The sequence below is a fragment of the Streptomyces sp. NPDC004266 genome, from assembly GCF_042874095.1.
In the GTDB taxonomy this organism is placed as follows: Bacteria; Actinomycetota; Actinomycetes; order Streptomycetales; family Streptomycetaceae; genus Streptomyces.
On record NZ_JBIAMM010000008.1, the window covers coordinates 92321 to 111979 of the forward strand.

21 protein-coding genes and 1 pseudogene are annotated in these 19659 nt (G+C 73.0%); 3 read left to right on the plus strand and 19 right to left on the minus strand.

What is annotated here, in order from left to right; genetic code table 11:
* Positions 1–23 precede the first annotated feature (23 nt).
* Positions 24–1085 (minus strand): NAD-dependent epimerase/dehydratase family protein, encoded by a 1062-nt coding sequence (locus ACFYUZ_RS20440; RefSeq protein WP_389311172.1) that lies wholly within the window; start codon positions 1083–1085, stop codon positions 24–26.
* Positions 1086–1467: 382 nt separating this feature from the next.
* Between ACFYUZ_RS20440 and ACFYUZ_RS20445 the strand changes: the two genes are divergently transcribed.
* Together ACFYUZ_RS20445 and ACFYUZ_RS20450 are read left to right on the plus strand one after the other, a co-directional pair.
* A complete protein-coding gene (locus ACFYUZ_RS20445) occupies positions 1468–1725 on the plus strand; it encodes a DUF6400 family protein (protein WP_389311174.1) in 258 nt (85 codons plus the stop codon).
* Complete coding sequence (locus tag ACFYUZ_RS20450) at positions 1709–1939, plus strand: hypothetical protein (protein ID WP_389311176.1); 231 nt, start codon at positions 1709–1711, stop codon at positions 1937–1939. The genes ACFYUZ_RS20445 and ACFYUZ_RS20450 overlap by 17 nt, the downstream gene beginning before the upstream one ends.
* A 2-nt stretch (positions 1940–1941) precedes the next feature.
* Here ACFYUZ_RS20450 and hypE read toward each other — a convergent pair whose 3' ends face one another.
* The 15 genes from hypE to ACFYUZ_RS20525 form a co-directional block, all read right to left on the minus strand.
* The gene (gene hypE, locus ACFYUZ_RS20455; protein ID WP_389311654.1) at positions 1942–2982 is read right to left on the minus strand and encodes a hydrogenase expression/formation protein HypE; all 1041 of its coding nucleotides are present in this window, start codon (positions 2980–2982) and stop codon (positions 1942–1944) included.
* Between the two features lie 49 nt (positions 2983–3031).
* A complete protein-coding gene (hypD, locus tag ACFYUZ_RS20460; protein ID WP_389311178.1) occupies positions 3032–4216 on the minus strand; it encodes a hydrogenase formation protein HypD in 1185 nt (394 codons plus the stop codon).
* Positions 4213–4530, minus strand: coding sequence for a HypC/HybG/HupF family hydrogenase formation chaperone (locus ACFYUZ_RS20465; protein WP_389311180.1), 318 nt, complete (start codon positions 4528–4530; stop codon positions 4213–4215). The genes hypD and ACFYUZ_RS20465 overlap by 4 nt, the downstream gene beginning before the upstream one ends.
* Before the next feature lie 10 nt (positions 4531–4540).
* Positions 4541–6979 (minus strand): carbamoyltransferase HypF, encoded by a 2439-nt coding sequence (hypF, locus tag ACFYUZ_RS20470; protein WP_389311182.1) that lies wholly within the window; start codon positions 6977–6979, stop codon positions 4541–4543.
* Positions 6976–7671, minus strand: a complete 696-nt coding sequence (gene hypB, locus ACFYUZ_RS20475; RefSeq protein WP_389311184.1) for a hydrogenase nickel incorporation protein HypB — start codon at positions 7669–7671, stop codon at positions 6976–6978. The genes hypF and hypB overlap by 4 nt, the downstream gene beginning before the upstream one ends.
* 2 nt (positions 7672–7673) lie before the next feature.
* On the minus strand, positions 7674–8069 hold the full coding sequence (locus ACFYUZ_RS20480) for a hydrogenase maturation nickel metallochaperone HypA (protein WP_389311186.1): 396 nt from the start codon (positions 8067–8069) through the stop codon (positions 7674–7676).
* A gap of 135 nt (positions 8070–8204) precedes the next feature.
* Positions 8205–8321, minus strand: coding sequence for a DUF6893 family small protein (locus tag ACFYUZ_RS20485; RefSeq protein ID WP_373412864.1), 117 nt, complete (start codon positions 8319–8321; stop codon positions 8205–8207).
* Between the two features lie 20 nt (positions 8322–8341).
* Positions 8342–8872 carry a hydrogenase maturation protease gene (locus ACFYUZ_RS20490; protein ID WP_389311188.1) on the minus strand — a complete coding sequence of 177 codons (531 nt, stop codon included), beginning with the start codon at positions 8870–8872 and terminating at the stop codon, positions 8342–8344.
* On the minus strand, positions 8869–10266 hold the full coding sequence (locus ACFYUZ_RS20495) for a hypothetical protein (RefSeq protein ID WP_389311190.1): 1398 nt from the start codon (positions 10264–10266) through the stop codon (positions 8869–8871). Before ACFYUZ_RS20495 ends, ACFYUZ_RS20490 begins: the two co-directional genes overlap by 4 nt.
* Positions 10263–10901 (minus strand): DUF6084 family protein, encoded by a 639-nt coding sequence (locus ACFYUZ_RS20500; protein ID WP_389311192.1) that lies wholly within the window; start codon positions 10899–10901, stop codon positions 10263–10265. The genes ACFYUZ_RS20495 and ACFYUZ_RS20500 overlap by 4 nt, the downstream gene beginning before the upstream one ends.
* Positions 10898–11557, minus strand: a complete 660-nt coding sequence (locus tag ACFYUZ_RS20505; protein ID WP_389311194.1) for a DUF5947 family protein — start codon at positions 11555–11557, stop codon at positions 10898–10900. The genes ACFYUZ_RS20500 and ACFYUZ_RS20505 overlap by 4 nt, the downstream gene beginning before the upstream one ends.
* A complete protein-coding gene (locus tag ACFYUZ_RS20510) occupies positions 11554–12114 on the minus strand; it encodes a hypothetical protein (RefSeq protein ID WP_389311196.1) in 561 nt (186 codons plus the stop codon). The genes ACFYUZ_RS20505 and ACFYUZ_RS20510 overlap by 4 nt, the downstream gene beginning before the upstream one ends.
* On the minus strand, positions 12111–13895 hold the full coding sequence (locus tag ACFYUZ_RS20515) for a nickel-dependent hydrogenase large subunit (protein ID WP_030689662.1): 1785 nt from the start codon (positions 13893–13895) through the stop codon (positions 12111–12113). The genes ACFYUZ_RS20510 and ACFYUZ_RS20515 overlap by 4 nt, the downstream gene beginning before the upstream one ends.
* 93 nt (positions 13896–13988) lie before the next feature.
* Entirely contained in the window at positions 13989–15071 is a 1083-nt protein-coding gene (locus tag ACFYUZ_RS20520; protein ID WP_389311198.1) for a hydrogenase expression protein HypE, read from the minus strand.
* A 56-nt stretch (positions 15072–15127) separates the two neighbouring features.
* Positions 15128–16828 carry an enoyl-CoA hydratase-related protein gene (locus tag ACFYUZ_RS20525; protein WP_389311200.1) on the minus strand — a complete coding sequence of 567 codons (1701 nt, stop codon included), beginning with the start codon at positions 16826–16828 and terminating at the stop codon, positions 15128–15130.
* Positions 16829–17088: 260 nt separating this feature from the next.
* Between ACFYUZ_RS20525 and ACFYUZ_RS20530 the strand changes: the two genes are divergently transcribed.
* Positions 17089–17472, plus strand: coding sequence for a hypothetical protein (locus tag ACFYUZ_RS20530; protein WP_389311202.1), 384 nt, complete (start codon positions 17089–17091; stop codon positions 17470–17472).
* Between the two features lie 45 nt (positions 17473–17517).
* On the opposite strand, the gene ACFYUZ_RS20535 is transcribed toward ACFYUZ_RS20530, so the two are convergent.
* The 3 genes and pseudogenes from ACFYUZ_RS20535 to ACFYUZ_RS20545 form a co-directional block, all read right to left on the minus strand.
* The gene (locus ACFYUZ_RS20535) at positions 17518–17799 is read right to left on the minus strand and encodes a hypothetical protein (RefSeq protein ID WP_389311681.1); all 282 of its coding nucleotides are present in this window, start codon (positions 17797–17799) and stop codon (positions 17518–17520) included.
* A pseudogene (locus ACFYUZ_RS20540) lies at positions 17782–18427 on the minus strand (alpha-galactosidase); the annotation flags it as partial. The gene ACFYUZ_RS20535 and the pseudogene ACFYUZ_RS20540, both read right to left, overlap by 18 nt.
* A gap of 518 nt (positions 18428–18945) precedes the next feature.
* On the minus strand, positions 18946–19575 hold the full coding sequence (locus ACFYUZ_RS20545; RefSeq protein WP_389311204.1) for a hypothetical protein: 630 nt from the start codon (positions 19573–19575) through the stop codon (positions 18946–18948).
* Between the last annotated feature and the right edge of the window lie 84 nt (positions 19576–19659).

Here is a 19659-nt window from a genome sequence, read left to right on the forward strand (position 1 = left end):
AGGGCGGGGCCGGCGCGGACGGCTTACCCCACCCCGGCCGAAGCCCGCTGACCGGCGCGGGCGAACTCGGCCATGCCCTCGGCGAACCCGACCCCGGGAAGCCAGCCCAGCTCACGCCGCAGCCGCGACGAGTCGGCGGTGACGTGCCGCACGTCCCCGAGGCGGAACTCGCCCGTCACCACCGGTGCCGGGCCGCCGTGCTCCGCCGCGAGCGCCGCGGCCATCTCCCCCACCGTGTGCGGGTCACCGCTGCCCACGTTGTACGCCGTGTGGTCACCGGCCGGCAGGTCCCCGATGCCCGCCAGCACGACCGCGTTGGCCCCGGCGACATCGCGGACGTGGACGAAGTCCCGCCGCTGCCCGCCGTCCTCGAACACCCGCGGGGCCTCGCCTCTGGCCAGCGCCGACCGGAAGAACGAGGCCACACCCGCGTACGGGGTGTCCCGCGGCATCCCCGGCCCGTACACGTTGTGGTAGCGCAACGACACGGCCGTGCCCCCGACGGACCGCGCCCAGGCGGCGGCCAGGTGCTCCTGCGCCAGCTTCGTCGTCGCGTAGACGTTCCGTGGGTCGGCCGGCGCGTCCTCACCGACCAGCCCGGGCACCAGTTCGGCCGCGCAGCGCGGGCAGCGCGGCTCGAACCGGCCGGCCTCCAGGTCCGCCACCGCCCGCGGTCCCGGCCGCACCAGGCCGTGCTCGCGGCACTCGTACCGGCCCTCGCCGTACACCACCATCGACCCGGCCTGCACGAACCGGCGCACCCCGGCGCCGGCCATGGCGGCCAGCAGCACCGCCGTGCCCAGGGCGTTGCAGGCGACGTAGTCCGGCGCGTCCGCGAAGTCCTTGCCCAGGCCGACCATGGCGGCCTGGTGGCAGACGGCGTCCACGCCGCGCAGGGCGCCGCGCACCGTCTCCGCGTCCCGGACGTCGCCCCGGACGAACTCGGCGTGCGACGCCTCGGGGGCCTGCGGATGGGCGGCCGGCAGCAAGGCGTCGAGCACCACCGGCGTGTGTCCCCCGGCCGCCAGCGCGGCGACCACCTGCGAGCCGATGAACCCGGCTCCTCCTGTGACGAGTACTCGCATGCCCCGCACGCTACGGAATCCCGGCCACGGGCCGCGGTTCCCGCACCGGAGCGTAAGACTTCCGTCAGACACCGCGTCCCGCCCCACGGCCGACGCGTCGGTTCGCGCCGCCTGCCGCCGAGGTCCCTTCCGGAAGGTTCGCCGAGAGGGTTTCGGCGCTTTCCCCACCGTCCTCGGCCCCTCGTCATCCGCTGTCGGCGCACCGGTCGCCCGGCGGAACGGCTCGGCCCGGACCACGACCGCCCGCCGCACCCTGCGCGACCGGGTTCGGCATGAGGTGCGCCACAGGGGCCGTCGAAGGCTGCTCGGGCGCTTCCGTGGACGCCCTGTGCTCTGGTAGACGTGGTGGCCCACTTGTTCGATTCGCCCCGAAAGCACCCCCATGAACCACGACCCCGGTCCTCGTTCCGACCTAGTCGGCTTCAGCATCGACCTCACTGTCGAGGAGGCACGTCGGCGTGCCGAAGTCGTGGCGGCCCTCGGGCCCGACTGGGACCCCGTGGCCGTCCTGCGCGAGGAGGAGGCGGCGCACGCCCTGCTGTACTCGGGCTTGGACGAGGAGCAGCAGAGGCTGCACGCGATGCTGGTCGCGGCCGGTGTGCTGCCCGGGAAGGGGCCGGGACGTGCGTCTTCCGCTTGATCCCCACGCCGACCCGGCGCGGCGGGCCTGGGTCGCGTGCCCGGGCTGCGACGACGCCCGTGACTGCGCGACCTGCCTGGACCGCCGGAACTGCCGGAACCACTGGCGCTATCTGATCGGGAACGAGGGGCTCCGGGTCCACCTGCAGTGCCCGAACTGCACCCACACGTGGACCCTCGACACCTCCCGTGAGCGACGCGGTCGCCGGGCCTGAGCTCAGCAGATCCGCGGCAGCTGCTCTCCGAGCGGCATGTCGACGATGCGGGTGCCGCCGAGTCCGGTACGCGCCACCACCGTGCCCGGGTGGGTCTCGACCGCTTCGCCGATCACCGCCGCCCCGGTGCCCATGGGGTGGGCGCGCATCGCGGCCAGCACGGCGTCGGCGTGGTCACGCGGGACGAAGGCCACGAGCTTGCCCTCGTTCGCCACGTACATGGGGTCGAGGCCGAGCACCGCGCAGGCGTTGCCGACCGCCTCGGGGACCGGGACGGCACGCTCCTGGATGACGACGCCCGTGCCCGACGCCGTCGCGATCTCGTTCAGCGAGGCGGCCAGGCCCCCGCGCGTGGGGTCGCGCAGCACGTGCAGGTCCCGCGTGGCGGCGAGCATCGCCTCGACGAGGCCACCGAGCGGTGCGCAGTCGCTGTTGATCTCGACGCCGAATTCGAGGCCCTCCCGCACGCTCATGATCGCCACGCCGTGCATACCGATCGGGCCGCTCACGATCACCACGTCTCCGGGCACCACCCGTTGCGGGCGCAGGTCGACCCCGTCGGGGATCAGCCCGACCCCCGAGGTGTTGATGTAGACGCCGTCGCCGTGACCGGCCTCCACGACCTTGGTGTCACCGGTGACGACCTGGACGCCGGCCACGCGCGCCGCCTCGCCGAGGGCTTGCGCGACGCGGGCGACCACGTCGGTCTCGACGCCTTCCTCCAGGATGAACCCGCAGGAGAGGTGGCTCGCCCGGGCACCGCTCATGGCGAGGTCGTTCACGGTGCCGTTGACGGCGAGGTCGCCGATGCTGCCGCCGGGGAAGAACAGCGGGCGCACCACGAAGGAGTCCGTGGAGAACGCCAGGCGGGCGCCGCCGATCCGGATCTCGGCCGCGTCCGCGGTGTGGGCGAGGGCCGGTCCGCCGTAGGCGGGGGCGAAGACGCCCTCGATCAGCTCGGCGGACAGCGCGCCTCCGCCGCCGTGGCCCATGACGATGCGTGGGTGGTCGCGCAGGGGCGCCGGGCAGGTCCAGGCGAGCATGTCCGGTGCCGGCTGCGCGGCGTCGGCCGCCGGGGTGGTGCTGACGGTGTCAGGCAAGGGGGCTGCCCTCCAGGGAGGCGGTGACCGGGGACGGGGTGCCGGGGGCCGTGCGGGCCGGGGCGGGGGGCCGCTGTCCCGGGGTTCCCGCGTCGAGCCGCCGGTAGAGGTAGTAGGCGGCGCAGGCGCCCTCGCTGGACACCATCGTGGCGCCGAGCGGGGAGCGGGGCGTGCAGGTGGTGCCGAAGGCCTCGCACTCGTTCGGTTTCAGCAGGCCCTGGAGGACTTCGCCGCTGCGGCACTCGGCGGGCTCGCGGGTGTCGATCCCCTCGACGGAGAAGCGGTGCTCGGCGTCGTGGTCACGGTAGCGTTCGGACAGGCGCCAGCCGCTGTCCGGGATGACGCCGATGCCGCGCCAGGCCCGGTCGGCGACCTCGAAGACATCGCTCAGCATCGCCTGGGCCGCCGGATTGCCCTCGGCCGTCACGGCGCGCTGATAGGCGTTCTCGACCCTGTGCTCGCCCTGCTCCAGCTGGAGCAGGGTCCTGCGTACGCCTTCCAGGATGTCCAGCGGCTCGAATCCGGTGACCACGATCGGCACCCGGTGGCGTCGCGCGAGCTCCGGGTACTCGGCCGTGCCCATCACGCTGCAGACGTGGCCGGCGGCGAGGAAGCCCTGGACGCGGCAGTCCGGGGACCGCATGATCGCGTCGATCGCCGGGGGGACGCGGACGTGGGACACGAGGAGGCTGAAGTTGCGGATGTTCCGCTTGCGCGCCTGATGGACCGTCATCGCGTTGGGCGGCGCCGTGGTCTCGAAGCCGATGCCGAAGAAGACCACCTCACGGTCGGGGTTCTGCTCGGCGATCCGCAGCGCGTCCAGCGGGGAGTAGACCACCCTGACGTCGCCGCCCTGCCCGCGGACCTGGAACAGGTCGCGGCCCGTGCCGGGGACGCGGAGCATGTCGCCGAAGGAGCAGAAGATCACCCCTGGCCGGGAGGCGATCTCCAGGGCCTTGTCGATCATCTCCAGCGGAGTGACGCAGACCGGACAGCCCGGGCCGTGGATCAGCTCGATCTCGGGCGGCAGGAGCTGGTCGATGCCGTGCCGGATGATGCTGTGGGTCTGGCCGCCGCAGACCTCCATCAGGGCCCAGGGGCGCGTCACCGTCGCGCGGATCTCGTCGAGCAGCCGGCCCGCCAGGTCCGGGTTCTGGAACTCGTCGATGTACTTCACGGCCGTACCCCTCCATGGGCGTCGTCCTGCGCCTGCCACTCGTTTCCCGCGGCCTCGGCGGCCTCCCACGGGTCTCCGAACTCCTCCTGGAGCAGGCCGAGGGTCTCGAACAGCTCCAGCGTCCGCCGGGCCGACTCCTCGTCGAGCCTCTGGAGGGCGAAGCCCACGTGGACGATGGCGTACTCACCGGGCTTCAGGTCCGGCAGGTACTCCAGGCACACCTCCTTGACCACGCCGCCGAAGTCGACCGTGGCCATCCGGGTGCCGTCCCGGTCCTCGACGTCCAGCACTCTTCCGGGTACCGCCAGACACATGGGTGTCTCCTCACTCTCGCTCTCGTCGTGGCGTGCCGGGGGGCGCCCCGTCCGTGAGCCGGGCGGCCACGACGAGCTGGCCCAGAGCCAGACCGCCGTCGTTCGGCGGGATCCGACGGTGGCGCAGGACGGTGAAGCCGTCCTCCCGCAGTCCTTCGGCGCAGGCCGAGGAGAGCACCGTGTTGGCGAACACTCCCCCGGTCAGGGCGACGGTCTCCACGCCGGTCTCGCCCCGGGCGGCGGCGCAGACCACACGCACCAGTCGGGCCACGGCGCGGTGGAACCGCGCCGCGACGACGGCTGCGGGGGTGCCGTCCAGCACGTCGGCGACCACCGCCGCCAGAAGGGGTGCGGGGTCGGCGGCGAGCGGGGCGCCGGTCCGCGGCGAGCCGAGCCGGAAGGCGTAGCGTCCGTCCTCGGCCACGGCGGGTGCGCGCAGGGCCGCGGCCTCCAGCTCGATCGCGGCCTGCGCCTCGTATCCCGCGTGCTGGCGGATCCCCGCGAGGGAGGAGACGGCGTCGAAGAGGCGCCCCATGCTGGACGTGGGCACGCAGTTCAGATCGCGCGCCAACTGCCTTTCCAGTACGGGCAGTTCTCCGGGAGCGCAGGCTCGTGTGCAGGGCAGTGCGTGGTCGGCGGCGAGGCCCGCGGCCCGCAGGTGGGACAGAGCCATGCGGTACGGCCGCCGTACGGCCGCGTCACCACCCGGCAGGGGTACGTAGGCCAGGTGCGCGAACCGTCGGAACCCGGCGTAGTCCGCGAGGAGGAACTCACCGCCCCACACGGCGCCGTCGAGACCGTAGCCGGTGCCGTCGAAGGCCACGCCGATCACGGGAAGGGTGCCGTCGAGACCGTTCTCGGCCATCGCCGCCGCGACGTGCGCGTGGTGGTGTTGCACGGGGACGACGGGCCGTCCCGCCGCGTGTGCGCGGGCCCAGCGGGTGGACCGGTAGGCGGGGTGGCGGTCGGCGGCGAGCAGTCCGGGCCGTACGCCCGTCACGGACTCGAGCCGGCACTCGGCGGAGGCGAGGGCGAGCTGGGTGGCGAGGTCGTCCATGTCCCCGATGTGGGCGGAGAGCCATGCCTGACGTCCGGTGCCGAGGCAGAAGGTGTTCTTCAGGTCGCCTCCGACGGCGAGGGCGGGGGCGACGTCGACGGGCAGCGTGACCGGCAGCGGGGCGTAGCCCCGGGAGCGGCGGAGCGTCAGCTGTTCGCCGTCGCAGACGCGGACGACGGAGTCGTCGCAGGGCACGTGGATCGGTCGGTCGTGCAGCAGCCACGCGTCCGCCAGGCCGGCGAGCCTGGTCAGTGCCTCCGCGTCGTCCGTGACGATGGGTTCGCCCGCGAGGTTGCCGCTGGTCATCACCAGCAGGCGGGGCCCTTCCCGGTCCGCCGAGCCGAGGCCGAGGAGGAGGTGGTGCACCGGGGTGTACGGGAGCATGAAGCCGAGGTCCGGGCTGCCCGGTGCCACCGCCCGCGCCGGCGCGGCCCCGTGGCGCGGCCGGGCGTCGTCGCGGCGGCGCAGCAGGACGACGGGCCGGACGCCGCCGGTGAGGAGTGCGCGTTCGAGCGGGCCGAGGTGCACGAGGGGCTCGATGTCGGCGAGGTCCGCGGCCATCATCGCGAACGGTTTGTCACCGCGCGCCTTGCGGCGGCGCAGTTCGGCCACCGCGTCGGGGTTCGTCGCGTCGCAGGCCAGGTGGTAGCCGCCGAGGCCTTTGACGGCGAGGATCGCGCCGGAGGCGAGGATCCTGCGCGCGGCGGCGACCGGGGCGTCGCCCGGGTCGGAGGCGGGGCAGGCGTCCGGATCGGGGCCGCAGGGGGCCGGACCGTCCGGCGCCGTGACCAGCCGCAGCCGGGGGCCGCAGCGGGGGCAGGCGACGGGCTGCGCGTGGAAGCGCCGGTCGGCCGGGTCCGCGTACTCGCGGGCGCAGTCCGGACACATCGGGAAGCCGGCCATGGTGGTGTGGGCCCGGTCGTAGGGCAGTCCCGTGACGATCGTGAACCGCGGGCCGCAGTTGGTGCACGTGATGAAGGGGTGCAGATACCGCCGGTCGGCCGGGTCAGCGAGCTCCGCGAGGCAGTCGTCGCAGGTGGCGGTGTCCGGCGGGACGAGGGTGCGGACGGCGCCGCCCCGGCGGGAGGGCACGATCGTGAATCCGCTGCCGCCGCTCGCGGTCACCTCGGCCGCCTCGACGGACTCCACCCGGGCCAGGGGCGGGGCGTCGGGCGCGAGGCGGGCGCAGAAGGACGCGACGTCCGCGGGGTCTCCCTCGACCTCCGCGACGACGCCGTCCGCCGTGTTGGTGACGTGGCCGGACAGGCGCAGCCCGGTGGCGAGGGCGTAGACGAAGGGCCGGAAGCCCACGCCCTGCACGACACCGCGGACGACCACACGGCTGCGCCGCGGGGCCACGGCGGGGGCGGGTCCGGGCCGCGCCGTGGTCATGCTCCGGCCCGGGCCATCGCCGGGGTGTGGACGCGGTTCCCCTCGGCCGTCGCGAGGGCCCGGTCCAGCAGCGCGCCGGCTCCTCGGCCGTCGCGCACCGAGCTGAGGACGACCTCTACGCCGGGGTTGACCTGCTGCACGTGGGCGCGGAAGGCCGTCTCGTCGAACTCCGCGGCCTCGGCCATGTCGGTCTTGGTGACGATCACCAGCTGGGCGAGGCCGAACGCGGTGGGGTACTTGAGCGGCTTGTCCTCCCCCTCGGTGACCGAGGCGAGCACCACGCGGAGGGACTCCCCCAGGTCGTAGCCGGCGGGGCAGACGAGATTGCCGACGTTCTCGACGAACAGCAGTCGGACGGACTCGGGCAGCCAGTCGTGCAGGTGCCGGGCGACCATGTCGGCCTCCAAGTGGCAGAGGCCGTCGGTGAGCACCTGCTTGACGGGGGCGCCCGAGCGGGCCAGGCGGCGGGCGTCGTTCTCGGTGGCCAGGTCGGCGGTGAGCGCGGCGGCGGTGACGCCCCGTTCGCCGGCGAGGCGCAGTTCGCGCTCCAGCAGGGCGGTCTTCCCGCTGCCGGGGCTGGAGAGCAGGTTGATCACGGTGGTGCCGCGTGCGTTCAGCTCGGCGCGCAGGATGTGTGCCGCGGCCTCGTTCTTGGCGAGGACGGCGCGCTGGAGATCGACGGCTCGGCACATGCTCAGCTCTCCTCGGTGATCGGTCGGCGATGTCGTTCGTGCGTCGTTTCGGGGCAGGCCCAGCGGACCTCCCGGATCTGGAGTTCGCGGCCGGAGACCAGTTCGTCGGCGGCGGCGCCGCAGCCGGGACAGAGCAGCCGGGGCGGCATGCCGACCGCCCAGTCCTCGGCGCACGGTGCGCAGCGCGCGGTGCCCGGGACGGTACGGGTGATCAGCTCGGCGCCCTCGACGACGGTTCCGGCGCAGGCGAGTTCGAAGCAGAAGGCGAGGGCGTCGGCGACGACGCCGGCCAGCTCGCCCACGTCCAGCTCGACGCTGCTGACACCGACGGCCCCACGGGACTTCGCCGCGGCCTCGACCTGGTCGACGACGGCGACCGCGAGGGACATCTCGTGCATCGGTCTCCGTCCTGGGCGCGGGGGTCTCGGGCGCCATTAGAGAACGGGTGGCGGCGGGGGCGCGCCCGGCGCGCCGGGACCGGACGGCGGTGTCGTCCGTTCGGTGCAGCCGCCGCCACCGGGCCCGCGGGCGGGTCACATCCTGCTGATGCGCAGATAGCGCCGGATGTCGGGGAGGACTCCGGCCACGACGGCCACGACGGCCAGGGCGGCGGTGGCGGCGACTGCGGCGCCGAGGACGTTCCTGTGCATGGGACTCTCCGTTTCGGTGTTCATACGGCGGCTTCCTGGCGGACCAGTTCGGTCACCACGCGCACCGCCTCGGGCACGGCGGCGGCGACCTGCGGGCTGAGCCCGATGCCCTCGTCGAGGCAGGCCGGCTCGCAGCCGACGACGAGGATCCGCCGTGGCGGCGCGGCGCCGGTTCCCGCGCACAGGGTGTCGAGCAGGGCGAGGACGGCGTCGGGGGTCATCCGGTGGCCGTCGAGCGGCGCGGGCTCCGTGCCGCGGGCGCGGTCGCCGGCCGCCGAGGCGTCGATCAGGTGGAGCGTCCCCGGTTCGCCGCCGCGGGCGGTGACGTCGACGAGGACGAGGGTGTCCCAGCCGTCGAGGAGTTGGTAGGCGAGGTGGACGCCCCGGACCCCGACGTCGGCCAGCTCGACGGAGGCGGGGAGCTCCTCGCGGGCGAGCCGCCGCAGGGTCTCCACGCCGAAGCCGTCGTCGCCGAGGAAGATGTTGCCCACCCCGGCCACGAGGGTGCGGGCCGTGCCGGGTGCCCGGGCCTCGGGCGCGGGGCCGTTCACACGTCCTCCAGGGCTTCGACCTCGTCGGGCTGGAAGTAGAGGAACCGGCCCTGTTCGCGGCGGATGTCGGCGCCCGGGTCGTCCTCCACGGTCACCGCGACGTGGACTCCGCCGTCGACGTCGTGCAGGACCGCCTCGACCAGGGCGCTGCGCCCGTCGAGGAACAGGTCCTGGGCGTCCGTGCGGCGCAGCCGGGGACGCAGGACGACCCTGCTGCCGGCGCGGACCTCACGTCCGTCGACGAGGACGTGGTCGCTGCCCGGATCCACACCGGTGTCGCTGCCCGGGTCCCACCAGGGTGTCTCCGGTTCGAGGATGTTGCCGGCCGACTTCGGGGGCCCGGTGACGCTCTGGAGACTCCGTACCGCTCCGTGCAGACGCTCCAGGACTTCGGGCGGCATGGTGTCCGCCAGCTCGATCACGGCCGCGGCGCGGGCGTCGGTCCCCCTGGCCTCGCGCTTCTCCTCGTCGGTGAGGGCCGCCGTGCGCAGGGCGAGGATCTCGTCGATCTCGGTCGCGTCGTAGAGGGCGCCGGGGCTCTCGGGCGCGATGGCCGGATGGTCCTCCAGGATGATCGGTGAGGAGAGCATCAGGTCGTCGCGCCCGGGTTCGCCGGCGAGGACGGGCCAGGTGTGCAGGTTGCGGCAGGCGGCGACGGCGCCCTTCGCCCACTCCGGCGGGTCGGTCATCGACAGGAACGAGCCGCCGTCGATGCGGAGCAGCGTGTGGGCGGCGACGAGGGAGTACGGCAGTGCCGCGTGGCGGTCGGTGTCCCGCTCCGCGGTCCAGTCGCTGGTGTTCTCCACCGTGACCGAGAGGCGCTCGACGCGGTACGGGCCGTCGAGTTCGGCAGCCGAGATCCGCAGGGTGCCGCTGATCTCCTCGCGGCGGCGCACGAGTCGGCCGAGGACGCGTCCGTCGGTGTCGGTGATCTCCTCCGTCTCCTCGGCGGCGGGGCGGGTGAAGGGCAGGGCGGTACCGTCGCCGCGCAGTTCGGCGACGGGGACGACGAGGGTGACGCGCTCCTCGACGCCCTCGTCCCAGGCCACCAGGACCCGGTCGGCCAGCCGGAGTTCGCCGGTCGGAGCGAAGGTCCCGTCCTCGCGCAGTTCCTCGACGGTACGCCGCTGGGCGCGCAGGAAACGGACCTCCACGGCGAGTTCGGCGCCGGTCCTGGGCTCCATGAGGCACTCGGTGAGCTGGAAGTCGTGCTCCTCGGCCGAGGCGCTCCAGGACGGCGGCACCAGGACCCCGAACTGCCAGCGGAGCCGGTTCTTCGCGGCGGACGCGCGGTACGGGTAGAGGACGTACCCCTCGAAGAGGACGGCGTCGGCGACGTGCCGGGCGACGGCGAACCGCGCCTCGGTGCCGGGGGTGAAGGCGACGGTGGTCATCGTGTCCTCTCCCCCGCCGCTTCGAGCAGGGACTCGACGGTGGCCTGCCACGACGGGAGGGCCCGGCGCGAGCGGTAGGCGAGCAGGGCGTCCATCGCGTCGCCCGGAAGCCGGATCCATCCGCAGCCGGGGAAGTGCTGGTCGATCATCTCGCGCCACACCTTCACGGGCATGCGGTGGGAGACCTCCTTGTCCCAGGGGACGGGCTCGACGTGGAAGCCGCCGGCGCCGGTGAAGGCGGTGCCGGAGAAGAGCAGGAGCAGCGGGACGTCGCCGTCGGAGAGCGCCCGGAAGTAGCGGGACGCGGCGATGTCGGTGTCGTAGGTGCACGGCACGACGAGGTCGGTCTCGATCTCGCCGGTGAAGCCGGGCACCATGACGGAGGCCTGGGCGAACTGGACCGGGTTGAGGCTGCTGCCCCACCGGGAGCGTTCGCCGAAGAGATCGCCCAGGGCCGCGGCCTCGTGGTCGTCGTAGCCGCGCCGGGCGGGTTCGACACGGATCTGGCAGCGCAGGGCCATGGCGTGGACGCGGGTGCCGCCGGTGGCGGTGATCCGCAGCCGGAACACGAGCGTGGGTCCGGCCGCGTAGGCGTCGGCGCGGACGTCGGTGCAGCTGAAGGAGAACTCGGTCACGGCCGGCTCCCCTGCGGCTCGCGGGCCAGGCCGCGGACGTGGGCGAAGAGGGCGTCGAGGTCGGCCCGCGCCTCCGCCCCTCCGTCGAAGCCCTGCCAGTGCAGTCGCATGCGGCCCACCAGTTCGTAGCAGAGGTCGATCGGCACGAGGAAGCACTCGGTGCGGCCCTCGTGGCGGCGCAGCAGCAGGGCCTCGACGTCGGGTTCGAGGTGGGCGGCGAGCCGGGTGGCGTCGAGGACGGACCGCCAGGCGTCCTCCTCCAGTTCGCTCTCGGTGGCGCCGGCGGGGCTCGGGTAGAGCACCACCGGCCGGCCGAGGGCGGAGTTGCGGAAGAAGAACGCGACCGAGACCGGGATCCGCAGCGACTCCCAGGCCCGTTCGTCGATCCGGTGGCCCGGGTCGCTCAGGAAGCGGCCGGGGACCGCCCGGAACCGCCCGGGGGAGGCGGCGGAGCGGTCCATGAGCTGCGCGCACGGGCCGCAGGCGCAGACCAGGGCCCGCTTGTCCGTGTCGACGAGATGCGGGTGGCGCTCCTCGGCCGCCAGCGGGGCGCCGCACAGTTCGCAGCGCTCCTCGCGGGGCGGGCGGGGAGTGGTGAACCGGCGCAGGCCGGTGGGCGCCGGGGGCCGCACGGCGCTGTTCGGCGGCCCGTTCACCGGGCGGCGGCCGATGAGCGGCCGTCCGCGCCCGCGGGGGACGGACGGGTGCCGATCTGGAGCAGTGCCGGTTCGCGCGGGGCACCGCCCTCCAGCTCCACGCCGGTCACCTCGGGGGCGAAGCAGGCGAGGGCGTCCGCGGCCGCCTGCCGGACGGACTCCTGGGTGCCGGAGCAGCCGCAGCCGGTCGAGGCGGTGGCCCGCAGCCGCAGCACGCCCGTCGCCGGGTCGAATCCGGCGTTCTCCACGGGCTGCGGCAGGGCGGACAGGGCGCGGTCGATGCGGGTCGGCGCATCCTCGGGGTGCAGTCCGTGCAGGTTGAGGAGGCTCGCGACGAGTTCGTCCGCGAGCAGCGGGCCCAGCGGGTCGGCGGGCGGACGGGCGGCGGGGCGCCCGAGGAGCTCGACGATGCGGGCGATGCCGCTGCCGTAGAACTCCATGAGGACGCGTACGACTTCCTCCGTGGCCGCGCAGGCCTCGGCGTCGCCGTTCTCGGCCAGCCGGTCAAGGACCTCCTCGACCCGTCGGCCCGCCTGTTCGGCGGTGGTCGCGCTCATCCGGCCAGGCCGCTCAGGCCGGTGGGCACGTGCATCTGCTTCACGGTCCGGCCGTTGCCCGTGTACATGTGGACGCCGCACGGCAGGCAGGGGTCGAAGCTGCGCACGGCGCGCATGATGTCGATGCCCTTGAAGTTCTCGGGCGTGTTCTCCTCGAAGATCGGGGTGTTCTGCACCGCGTCCTCGTACGGACCGGGGGTGCCGAACGTGTCCCGCGTGGAGGCGTTCCACGGCGTCGGCGGGTAGGGGTGGTAGTTGGCGATCTTGCCGTCCCTGATGACCATGTGGTGCGAGAGGACGCCCCGTACGGCCTCGGTGAAGCCGACACCGATGGACTCGTCGGGCACTTCGAACTTCTCCCACGTCTGCGTGCGGCCGGCGCGGACCTCCTCCAGGCCCTTCTCGGCGCAGTGGAGGGCGACGGCGGCCGCGTACGCCTGGAAGTAGGTCCGGGCGCGGTTGCGCTCCAGGGCGTTGCTCCACTTCGGGATCTTCCACTCGAAGGTGGTCTCCGGCTTGGTCATCGTCCGGGGGAGGTTGATCACGACGCTGTGCCCGGTGGCCTTGACGTAGCCGATGTCGACGAGGCCGGAGAGCGCGGTGGACCACAGGCGCGCGATGGGGCCGCCGCCGGTGTCCAGCGCCAGGTGGTCCTTGCCGTCGAACCAGCGCGGGGACATGACCCAGCTGTACTTGTCGTCGAAGTTCCGCTTCTGCGGGGCCGGGATCGTGTGCTGGTTCCACGGGTGGCGCGGGTCGACCGGATTGCCCAGCGGATCGTGGGTGACGAACTGCTCCTGGCCCTGCCAGTCCTCGTAGTACGAGCTGCCGAGCAGGATGCGGATGCCGAGGTTGATCTCGGTGAGGTCGTTGGTCACCAGCTTGCCGTCGACGACGACACCGGGGGTGACGAACATCCGCCGGCCCCAGTCGGTCATGTTGGCGTAGGTGAAGTCGCAGTGCTCGGGGTCGTTGAGCGCGCCCCAGCAGCCGAGCAGCACACGGCGGCGACCGACCTCCTCGTAGCCGGGCAGCGCCTCGTAGAAGAAGTCGAAGAGGTCGTCGTGGAGCGGGACGACGCGCTTCATGAACTCCACGTAGCGCATGAGGCGGCTCATGTAGTCGGTGAACAGCTGCACGGACGCGACCGTGCCGACGCCACCGGGGTAGAGGGTGGAGGGGTGGACGTGCCGCCCCTCCATGAGACAGAACATCTCCCGGGTGTAGCGGCTGACCTGGAGCGCCTCGCGGTAGAACTCGCCTTCGAGGGGGTTGAGGGAGCGCATGATGTCCGCGATCGTGCGGTAGCCGTGCTCGGCGGCGTGCGGCGCCTCGGTGCGCTCGGCCAGCTCCAGGACGCCGGGGTTGGTCTCGCGGACCATCTTCTCGCAGTAGTCGACCCCGACCAGGTTCTCCTGGAAGATGTTGTGGTCGAACATGTACTCCGCGGACTCGCCGAGGTTGATGATCCACTCGCCGAGGTGCGGGGGCTTCACGCCGTACGCCATGTTCTGCGCGTACACCGAGCAGGTCGCGTGGTTGTCACCGCAGATGCCGCAGATGCGGCTGGTGATGAAGTGCGCGTCGCGGGGATCCTTGCCCCTCATGAAGACGCTGTAGCCGCGGAAGACGGAGGACGTGCTGTAGCACTCCGCGACGCGCTTCTGCTTGAAATCGATCTTCGTGTGGATGCCGAGGCTGCCCACGATCCGGGTGATGGGGTCCCAGGCCATCTCCACCAGTCCGGAGCCGTCACCCGTCGTCTTCGCAGGAGATGCCATGGTCGCTTTGGTGCCCTTCGTGAGCTCTTCGTCTTCGCGAACAGTGGGGTTGGATGGGGGTCTAGCGGGATGCGCGGTGCGACGGCGGGACGGTCACCAGGGCGGCCGGTAGCCGGTGGTGATCCGTTCACCGGTGTGCCGCCACTTCGGCTCCTTGTCCACGGTCCTGGACGTCATGCTCCGGAGCCGGCGGATCACCGAGCCGTACACACCGCTGGCGGATACGGAGACCTTGGCACCGGGAGGTTCGTCCATGAACGGCATGAACTTGTCCGGGAATCCGGGCATCGTGCACGCGATGCAGATGCCGCCGACGTTCGGACAGCCGCCGACACCGTTCATCCAGCCGCGCTTGGGAACGTTGCACTTGACGACCGGCCCCCAGCAGCCCAGCTTGACCAGGCACTTGGGAGAGTCGTACGTCGAGGCGAACTGGCCCTGCTCGTAGTAGCCGGCCCGGTCGCAGCCCTCGTGCACGGTCGCCCCGAACAGCCAGGTGGGGCGGAGCTTGTCGTCCAGCGGGATCATGGGTGCGGAGCCGGCCGCCTGGTAGAGCAGGTAGGTCAGCGTCTCCGCGAAGTTGTCCGGCTGGATGGGACAGCCGGGCACGCACACGATCGGGATGCCGGCGTGGGACTTCCAGTCCCAGCCGAGATAGTCCGGGAGGCCCATCGCGCCGGTCGGGTTCCCCGCCATGGCGTGGATGCCGCCGTACGTGGCGCAGGTGCCGATCGCGACGACGGCGAGGGCCTTGGGGGCCAGCCGGTCGATCCACTCGCTCGTGGTGATGGGCTGGCCGGTCTCCGGGTCGTCGCCGAAGCCGCTCCAGTAGCCCTCCTGCTTGATGGCCTCGTTCGGGATCGAGCCCTCGACGACCAGCACGAACGGGTCGATCTCGCCCCGCTCCCCCTTGAAGAACCACTCGATGAACGTGTCGGCGCCGCCCACCGGGCCGCACTCGAAGTCGATCAGTGGCCAGTGGACCGCGATCCTGGGCAGCCCGGGCAGCCCCGCGAGGGCGATCTCCTCGATGCTGGGCTGCATGGCGGCGGTCAGGGCCACCGAGTCGCCGTCACAGCTCAGACCCGCGTTGATCCAGAGGATGTGGATCGGCTTCTCTTCGCTGCCGGGTGCGGCACCCTGGTCCTCGACCGGGGCCGGTTTCACTGCGCTCATGGGTCGCCTCCTGAGGAGGGATGGGGCAAAGGCCTCGTGTCGGGCCTGGGTCTTGCTTAACAGTCGGCCGATCCGCCCGCGCCCGCACCTGGGCCGTTCGGGAGCGGCGCTCGGGAGGCCTCCTTCCGGACGAAGGCCCGGCGCCGTGCGTGGTAGCTCGCGGCGGGATCGTCGAAGATCGTCCGCATCCGGGAGAGCTCCCGTTCACGGTGGGCCGCAAGGGGAGCGACGGACTCCCGGCGCTCGTGCTCCGCCTTCTTCGCCGCGATCCGCTGCTGGAGACCGCCACGGGACGCCAGACGGAGGGCCAATCGGGTGATCTCGGCGGCGAACTCCCCGGGTCCGCAGTCGACGACCCGGTCCACCAGCCCCATGTCGAGCGAGGCCGCCGCGGACACCGGCCGGGCCTCTTCGGTGAGGCGCGCGGCCAGGGCCTCGCCCACCTTCCCGGGCAGGGTGCGGGTCCAGTACTCCGATCCGTACAGGCCCATGCGCCGGTAGTGCGGATTGAGCACCGACCCGGAACGGCACCAGACCTCGTCGGCGGCGAGGGCGAGCATCACTCCGCCGGCGGCGGCGTTGCCGCCGATCGCGCTCACGACGATCCGGTCGGTCGTGGTGAGAACCGCCTCGACCAGGTCGTTCATGGCGTTGATGTTGGCCCAGGACTCGGCGGCGGGGTCGGCGGCGGCCTCGATGACGTTCAGATGGATGCCGTTGGAGAAGAAGTCGCGCTGCCCGCCGAGCACCAGGACGGAGGTGGGGCGCCCGCGGGCGGTCTCGTACGCGTCCAGCAGGCGGCGGCACTGGTCGGTGCTCATCGCCCCGCCGGGGAACGCGAAGGACAGGACGCCGACCGGCCCCTCCTCGCGGTACGTGATGTCGGACCAGGTCCGTCGGCCGGGCGCCGGGGCGGCGGGGGCCGGCAGTTCGGGGAGCTCCGGCAACCGGCCCGCGAGGGCCAGGGTGGCGGGGAGCTTGCAGGCACGCGGCCTGCCGGGGCCGGTGCGGGCACGGATCTCGGGGATCCACACCGCGCCGTCCACGGTGGCGCGGCAGACCGCGCCCGCCCGGGTGGCCAGCAGGTCGCCGGGCCGCCCGCGCAGACCGTCCTCCGCGTGGCCGCCGTGCAGGAACCACTCGGCGCCGAGCAGCCGGTCCGGTACACCGGGCTGCGAGTCGGCGGCCCGCAGGGTGCGAAGGACGGTCTCGGTGGTGTCCTCGCCCCACGCGATCCGACGCTCCTCCTGGCGGAGAGCGGGACGGACGCGGATCCCGCCGGTCTGCGGACGCGGTGTCGTCCCGGCGGCGACCCTCTCGACGGCGAGGAGCACGGCGGCCACGGCGGCGTCGGACAGCTCGTTGCGGTACAGGTCGCTCTTGCCGACCTCCGGCACGCGGAAGGTCTCGGAGGCCCAGACGTCGCCCGCGTCCATCTCCTCGTCGGCCTGGAGGACGGTGACGCCCCACTCCTCGACCCCGTCGTGGATCGCGTGGTCCAGCGAGGACGGGCCGCGGTCGCCCACGGGCCCCGGGTGCACGATCAGGCAGCGGTGCGCCGTCCACACGTCGCGGGGCACGACGGCCTTCAACAGGGGGGCCACGACCAGATCGGGCGTGTGGCGCGCCACCGCCTCGCGCACGGCCGTCCCATCGGGGGTGACCTCGACGGGAACGGTGTGCCCGCGGTCACGCAGCTCGACCAGGACGCGCTGGGTGAGGCTGTTGAAGCTGCTGGCGACGAGCAGGATGCGCATGGGCGGCCTTTCCGGGTCGCGGGGGACGGTGCGGCCCTGGGAACCGCGGTCCACCAACCGCCTGCGATCATCGGGCAGCACGAGGCGGGCAGCGGGGTGGCGGAGCCCGCACCTCACCCGTTCGAGGTGTGCGTCCGACCGATTGGCGGCCTGATCGCCGCGGTGCGCCGTCCAGGAGACGCGCCCCGTGTCCCGTGGGAAAATCAGAGTCCTACGGGTATGCGCACGCATGCCCCTCGCACGGACAGGCAGGTCGGCTCATGGCCGAGAAACCGAAGTCCTCCAGGCCCTCGCGCGGCGAGCCGAGCCGCGACGGTATGGCCGGACAGCACGGCTGGTCCCCCGATGTGGACGAGACGCGACAGCAGGAGAACCCGAGCGCTGCGCGGTCCTTCCACCCCGAGAAGCATGCGCCCCCGCCCGGCAAGGGACGGAAGGCCGCCCGGGAGGAAGAACGGGACGTCCCCGGCGACACCGTCCGCAGCGACACGGCCAGAGGCGAGAAGCGGGGCCGCTCGTCGGAGAAGGGCATGCGCGACACCGGCCGAAGGGGCCGGTCACAGCGCCCCAGCGGCACGAAGGACGACTCGGCGTTCACCGGCGTGAACCCGGACGACGACTCCTCCGGTCCCCGCCCGGGCTGACACGACTCCGAGGACGAAGGGCCACCACGCCGTACGGAACGTTCCTCACCGCCGCCGGATGAGACGAGGTGTGTTCCCCGTTCCGAGACGCGGCACGGCACGGCAGCAGGGCGCGTGCGCCGTCTGAGGCTCCGGCCGGCAGGCGACCGTCGCCTCGGCCCGGTCCGCGTGGTCGTGGCTCACGACGTCCCCGGCGTCGGTGACGACGAGGCGCACGGTCTCGGCGCCCGGGAGGTCGGGGCCGGCGCCCACGGCGACGTCGTCCGGGTCGGCCCACCGGTGGACGCCGGCTCGACGCTCCGGCCGGCCGGGGGCGGAGAGCCGCACCGACACCTCTCGTGTCGCCGTTACGACCGAGGGCGGTCACCGTGGTGGTGACGGTGGAGTCCGTACCGGCGGTGAGGAACGAGGAGCCCGCCTGGCCCAGCTCCGCCGCGGGCGGATACGACGCCCAGCCCACGTCGGTGGAGAGGCGGACGAGGGCGGTGCCGTGGGCGGGGACGGTGGCCGACAACGTGTCGGCGACGTTGTGGCTCGCGTGCCGCCACAGATCGCGCACCGTGTACGCGCGCGGGCCAGGCCCGCCGCCTTCGCGGGGGTCGCGATGCGCCGGGGCCGGTCCGACTCGTTGAACAGGGCGATCGACCGGCTGCCATCCGCCATCGGCTTGGCGATCACCCACCGGCCGCCCTCGGAGCTGGTGACCTTGCCCTGCCTGCCCGACGGGTCCTGGTCGACCACGATGACCTCGCGGTTGCCGAGGATGCCGAGCGTCGCCGTACTCGTGGCCGGGGGTGCCCGGGAATCCGAGGCCGTCGCAGGTGTGGGTGCCGGCGCTGGTGTGGATGCCGGATTCGAGGCCCTTGGAGTGGACGTAGTCGGCGGCGGCTTTGATGCCGTTCGGGAAGCGGGCCGGGTGGGGGACGAGCGTGCCGTCGGCGGCGCGGTCGGGCAGCACCCGGCGAGTCCGACGGCGAACCGTCGGCGCGGGGCGCGGGAGCGTGGTGCGGTGGGCACGGGACGGCCTCCGTGGCGAAGGAACGGGACGGGTACGTGCGACTGTCAGGCCGGCAGGCCGACCGCTCGCTCGCGGTTACGGCGCTCCCTACGAAGGCAGCGGGCCCGCAGGAACGCCCGCGGCAGTCCCGGGCATCCCGGCCGGCACCCGTCCAGAAGGGCCGGAAGAGGCCCCGCACCGTCCGGTGCGGGGCCTTCACGCGTGCTCGGTCGCCGATCGCGGGGCCGAGGCCGGCGGCAGGGTCACGCGGGGGAATCCAGTCATCCGCGGACATGTCTGATTGCTGACGCAACTTCGACTGCAAGCTCCGCGGACAAGCGTCCCCAATGACCCGGCGCCCCCTAACTCGCCGCTACAGCACCGATTTAGGACACTATCTCCCATTCATGGGTAACGTGGCGTCGCCGATCGTCACTCAAAATGAGACACGACATGTGACCTAGCTCACAATCAACTCATGATTGGCGGTGGATATTTGCAATATCGAACGCTCCATCCGCAGGTGCGACGCACGCCTCGACCTCCGTCAGCTCCCCCTTGGCCGTGCCGTCCAGGCACAGGCGCCCTCCCTTGTCGCGGAGGTCGAGGACGAACTTCGTGACCGCGCCGGACCGCTTCAGGCCGTGGATGCGCCCGTCGATGTAACCGAGGCCGTTCAGCACCTTCCTGACCTGGGCGGGATCGGGCTGCTCGAGCTTCAGGACCGCCTCGGCCACGCGCTGTTCGTGCTGGACGCCGGCGCACCAGTCACGGGCGTCCAGCTCCACCTCCGGACCCGCCGTGGGGGCGCCGGGCTCGACCGCGCCGCCCGGCGGCGGCTTCACCGTGGCACCGGGCGGCGGCTCCACCGGAGCGGTCGGCGCCCGGCCCTCCGGAGCGGGCGCCGAATCCCTCTTCGTGCCCGGCGGGGGGCACTCCCGCGCCACCTCGTCCAGCATCTTGGCGAAGGCCGCGTCCTTGCCCGCCGAGACGGCATCGACCGGCGTACCCCGCCCTCCCGGGGGATCCGACTGCTCGGAGCCGCAGGCGGCCAGGGTCAGAGCGGCGAGAGCCGTCACCGCGATGGCGCGCCGACGGCGGCGCATTACGGGGTCAACTGCCCTGATCCGGGCTCGGGTTCGCTTCATGCGCCCAGTCTTGGGCCAGGCCGCACGCGCCACATGAGTACG

What these genes read in the sequence shown, in the direction of transcription:
- ACFYUZ_RS20440 (WP_389311172.1), bottom strand. Translation starts at nt 1,085, where the DNA reads ATGCGAGTACTCGTCACAGGAGGAGCCGGGTTCATCGGCTCGCAGGTG.
- ACFYUZ_RS20445 (WP_389311174.1), top strand. Translation starts at nt 1,468, where the DNA reads ATGAACCACGACCCCGGTCCTCGTTCCGACCTAGTCGGCTTCAGCATC.
- hypE (WP_389311654.1), bottom strand. Translation starts at nt 2,982, where the DNA reads ATGCTCGCCTGGACCTGCCCGGCGCCCCTGCGCGACCACCCACGCATC.
- ACFYUZ_RS20465 (WP_389311180.1), bottom strand. Translation starts at nt 4,530, where the DNA reads ATGTGTCTGGCGGTACCCGGAAGAGTGCTGGACGTCGAGGACCGGGAC.
- hypF (WP_389311182.1), bottom strand. Translation starts at nt 6,979, where the DNA reads ATGACCACGGCGCGGCCCGGACCCGCCCCCGCCGTGGCCCCGCGGCGC.
- hypB (WP_389311184.1), bottom strand. Translation starts at nt 7,671, where the DNA reads ATGTGCCGAGCCGTCGATCTCCAGCGCGCCGTCCTCGCCAAGAACGAG.
- ACFYUZ_RS20480 (WP_389311186.1), bottom strand. Translation starts at nt 8,069, where the DNA reads ATGCACGAGATGTCCCTCGCGGTCGCCGTCGTCGACCAGGTCGAGGCC.
- ACFYUZ_RS20485 (WP_373412864.1), bottom strand. Translation starts at nt 8,321, where the DNA reads ATGCACAGGAACGTCCTCGGCGCCGCAGTCGCCGCCACCGCCGCCCTG.
- ACFYUZ_RS20495 (WP_389311190.1), bottom strand. Translation starts at nt 10,266, where the DNA reads ATGACCACCGTCGCCTTCACCCCCGGCACCGAGGCGCGGTTCGCCGTC.
- ACFYUZ_RS20510 (WP_389311196.1), bottom strand. Translation starts at nt 12,114, where the DNA reads ATGAGCGCGACCACCGCCGAACAGGCGGGCCGACGGGTCGAGGAGGTC.
- ACFYUZ_RS20515 (WP_030689662.1), bottom strand. Translation starts at nt 13,895, where the DNA reads ATGGCATCTCCTGCGAAGACGACGGGTGACGGCTCCGGACTGGTGGAG.
- ACFYUZ_RS20520 (WP_389311198.1), bottom strand. Translation starts at nt 15,071, where the DNA reads ATGAGCGCAGTGAAACCGGCCCCGGTCGAGGACCAGGGTGCCGCACCC.
- ACFYUZ_RS20525 (WP_389311200.1), bottom strand. Translation starts at nt 16,828, where the DNA reads ATGCGCATCCTGCTCGTCGCCAGCAGCTTCAACAGCCTCACCCAGCGC.
- ACFYUZ_RS20530 (WP_389311202.1), top strand. Translation starts at nt 17,089, where the DNA reads ATGGCCGAGAAACCGAAGTCCTCCAGGCCCTCGCGCGGCGAGCCGAGC.
- ACFYUZ_RS20545 (WP_389311204.1), bottom strand. Translation starts at nt 19,575, where the DNA reads ATGCGCCGCCGTCGGCGCGCCATCGCGGTGACGGCTCTCGCCGCTCTG.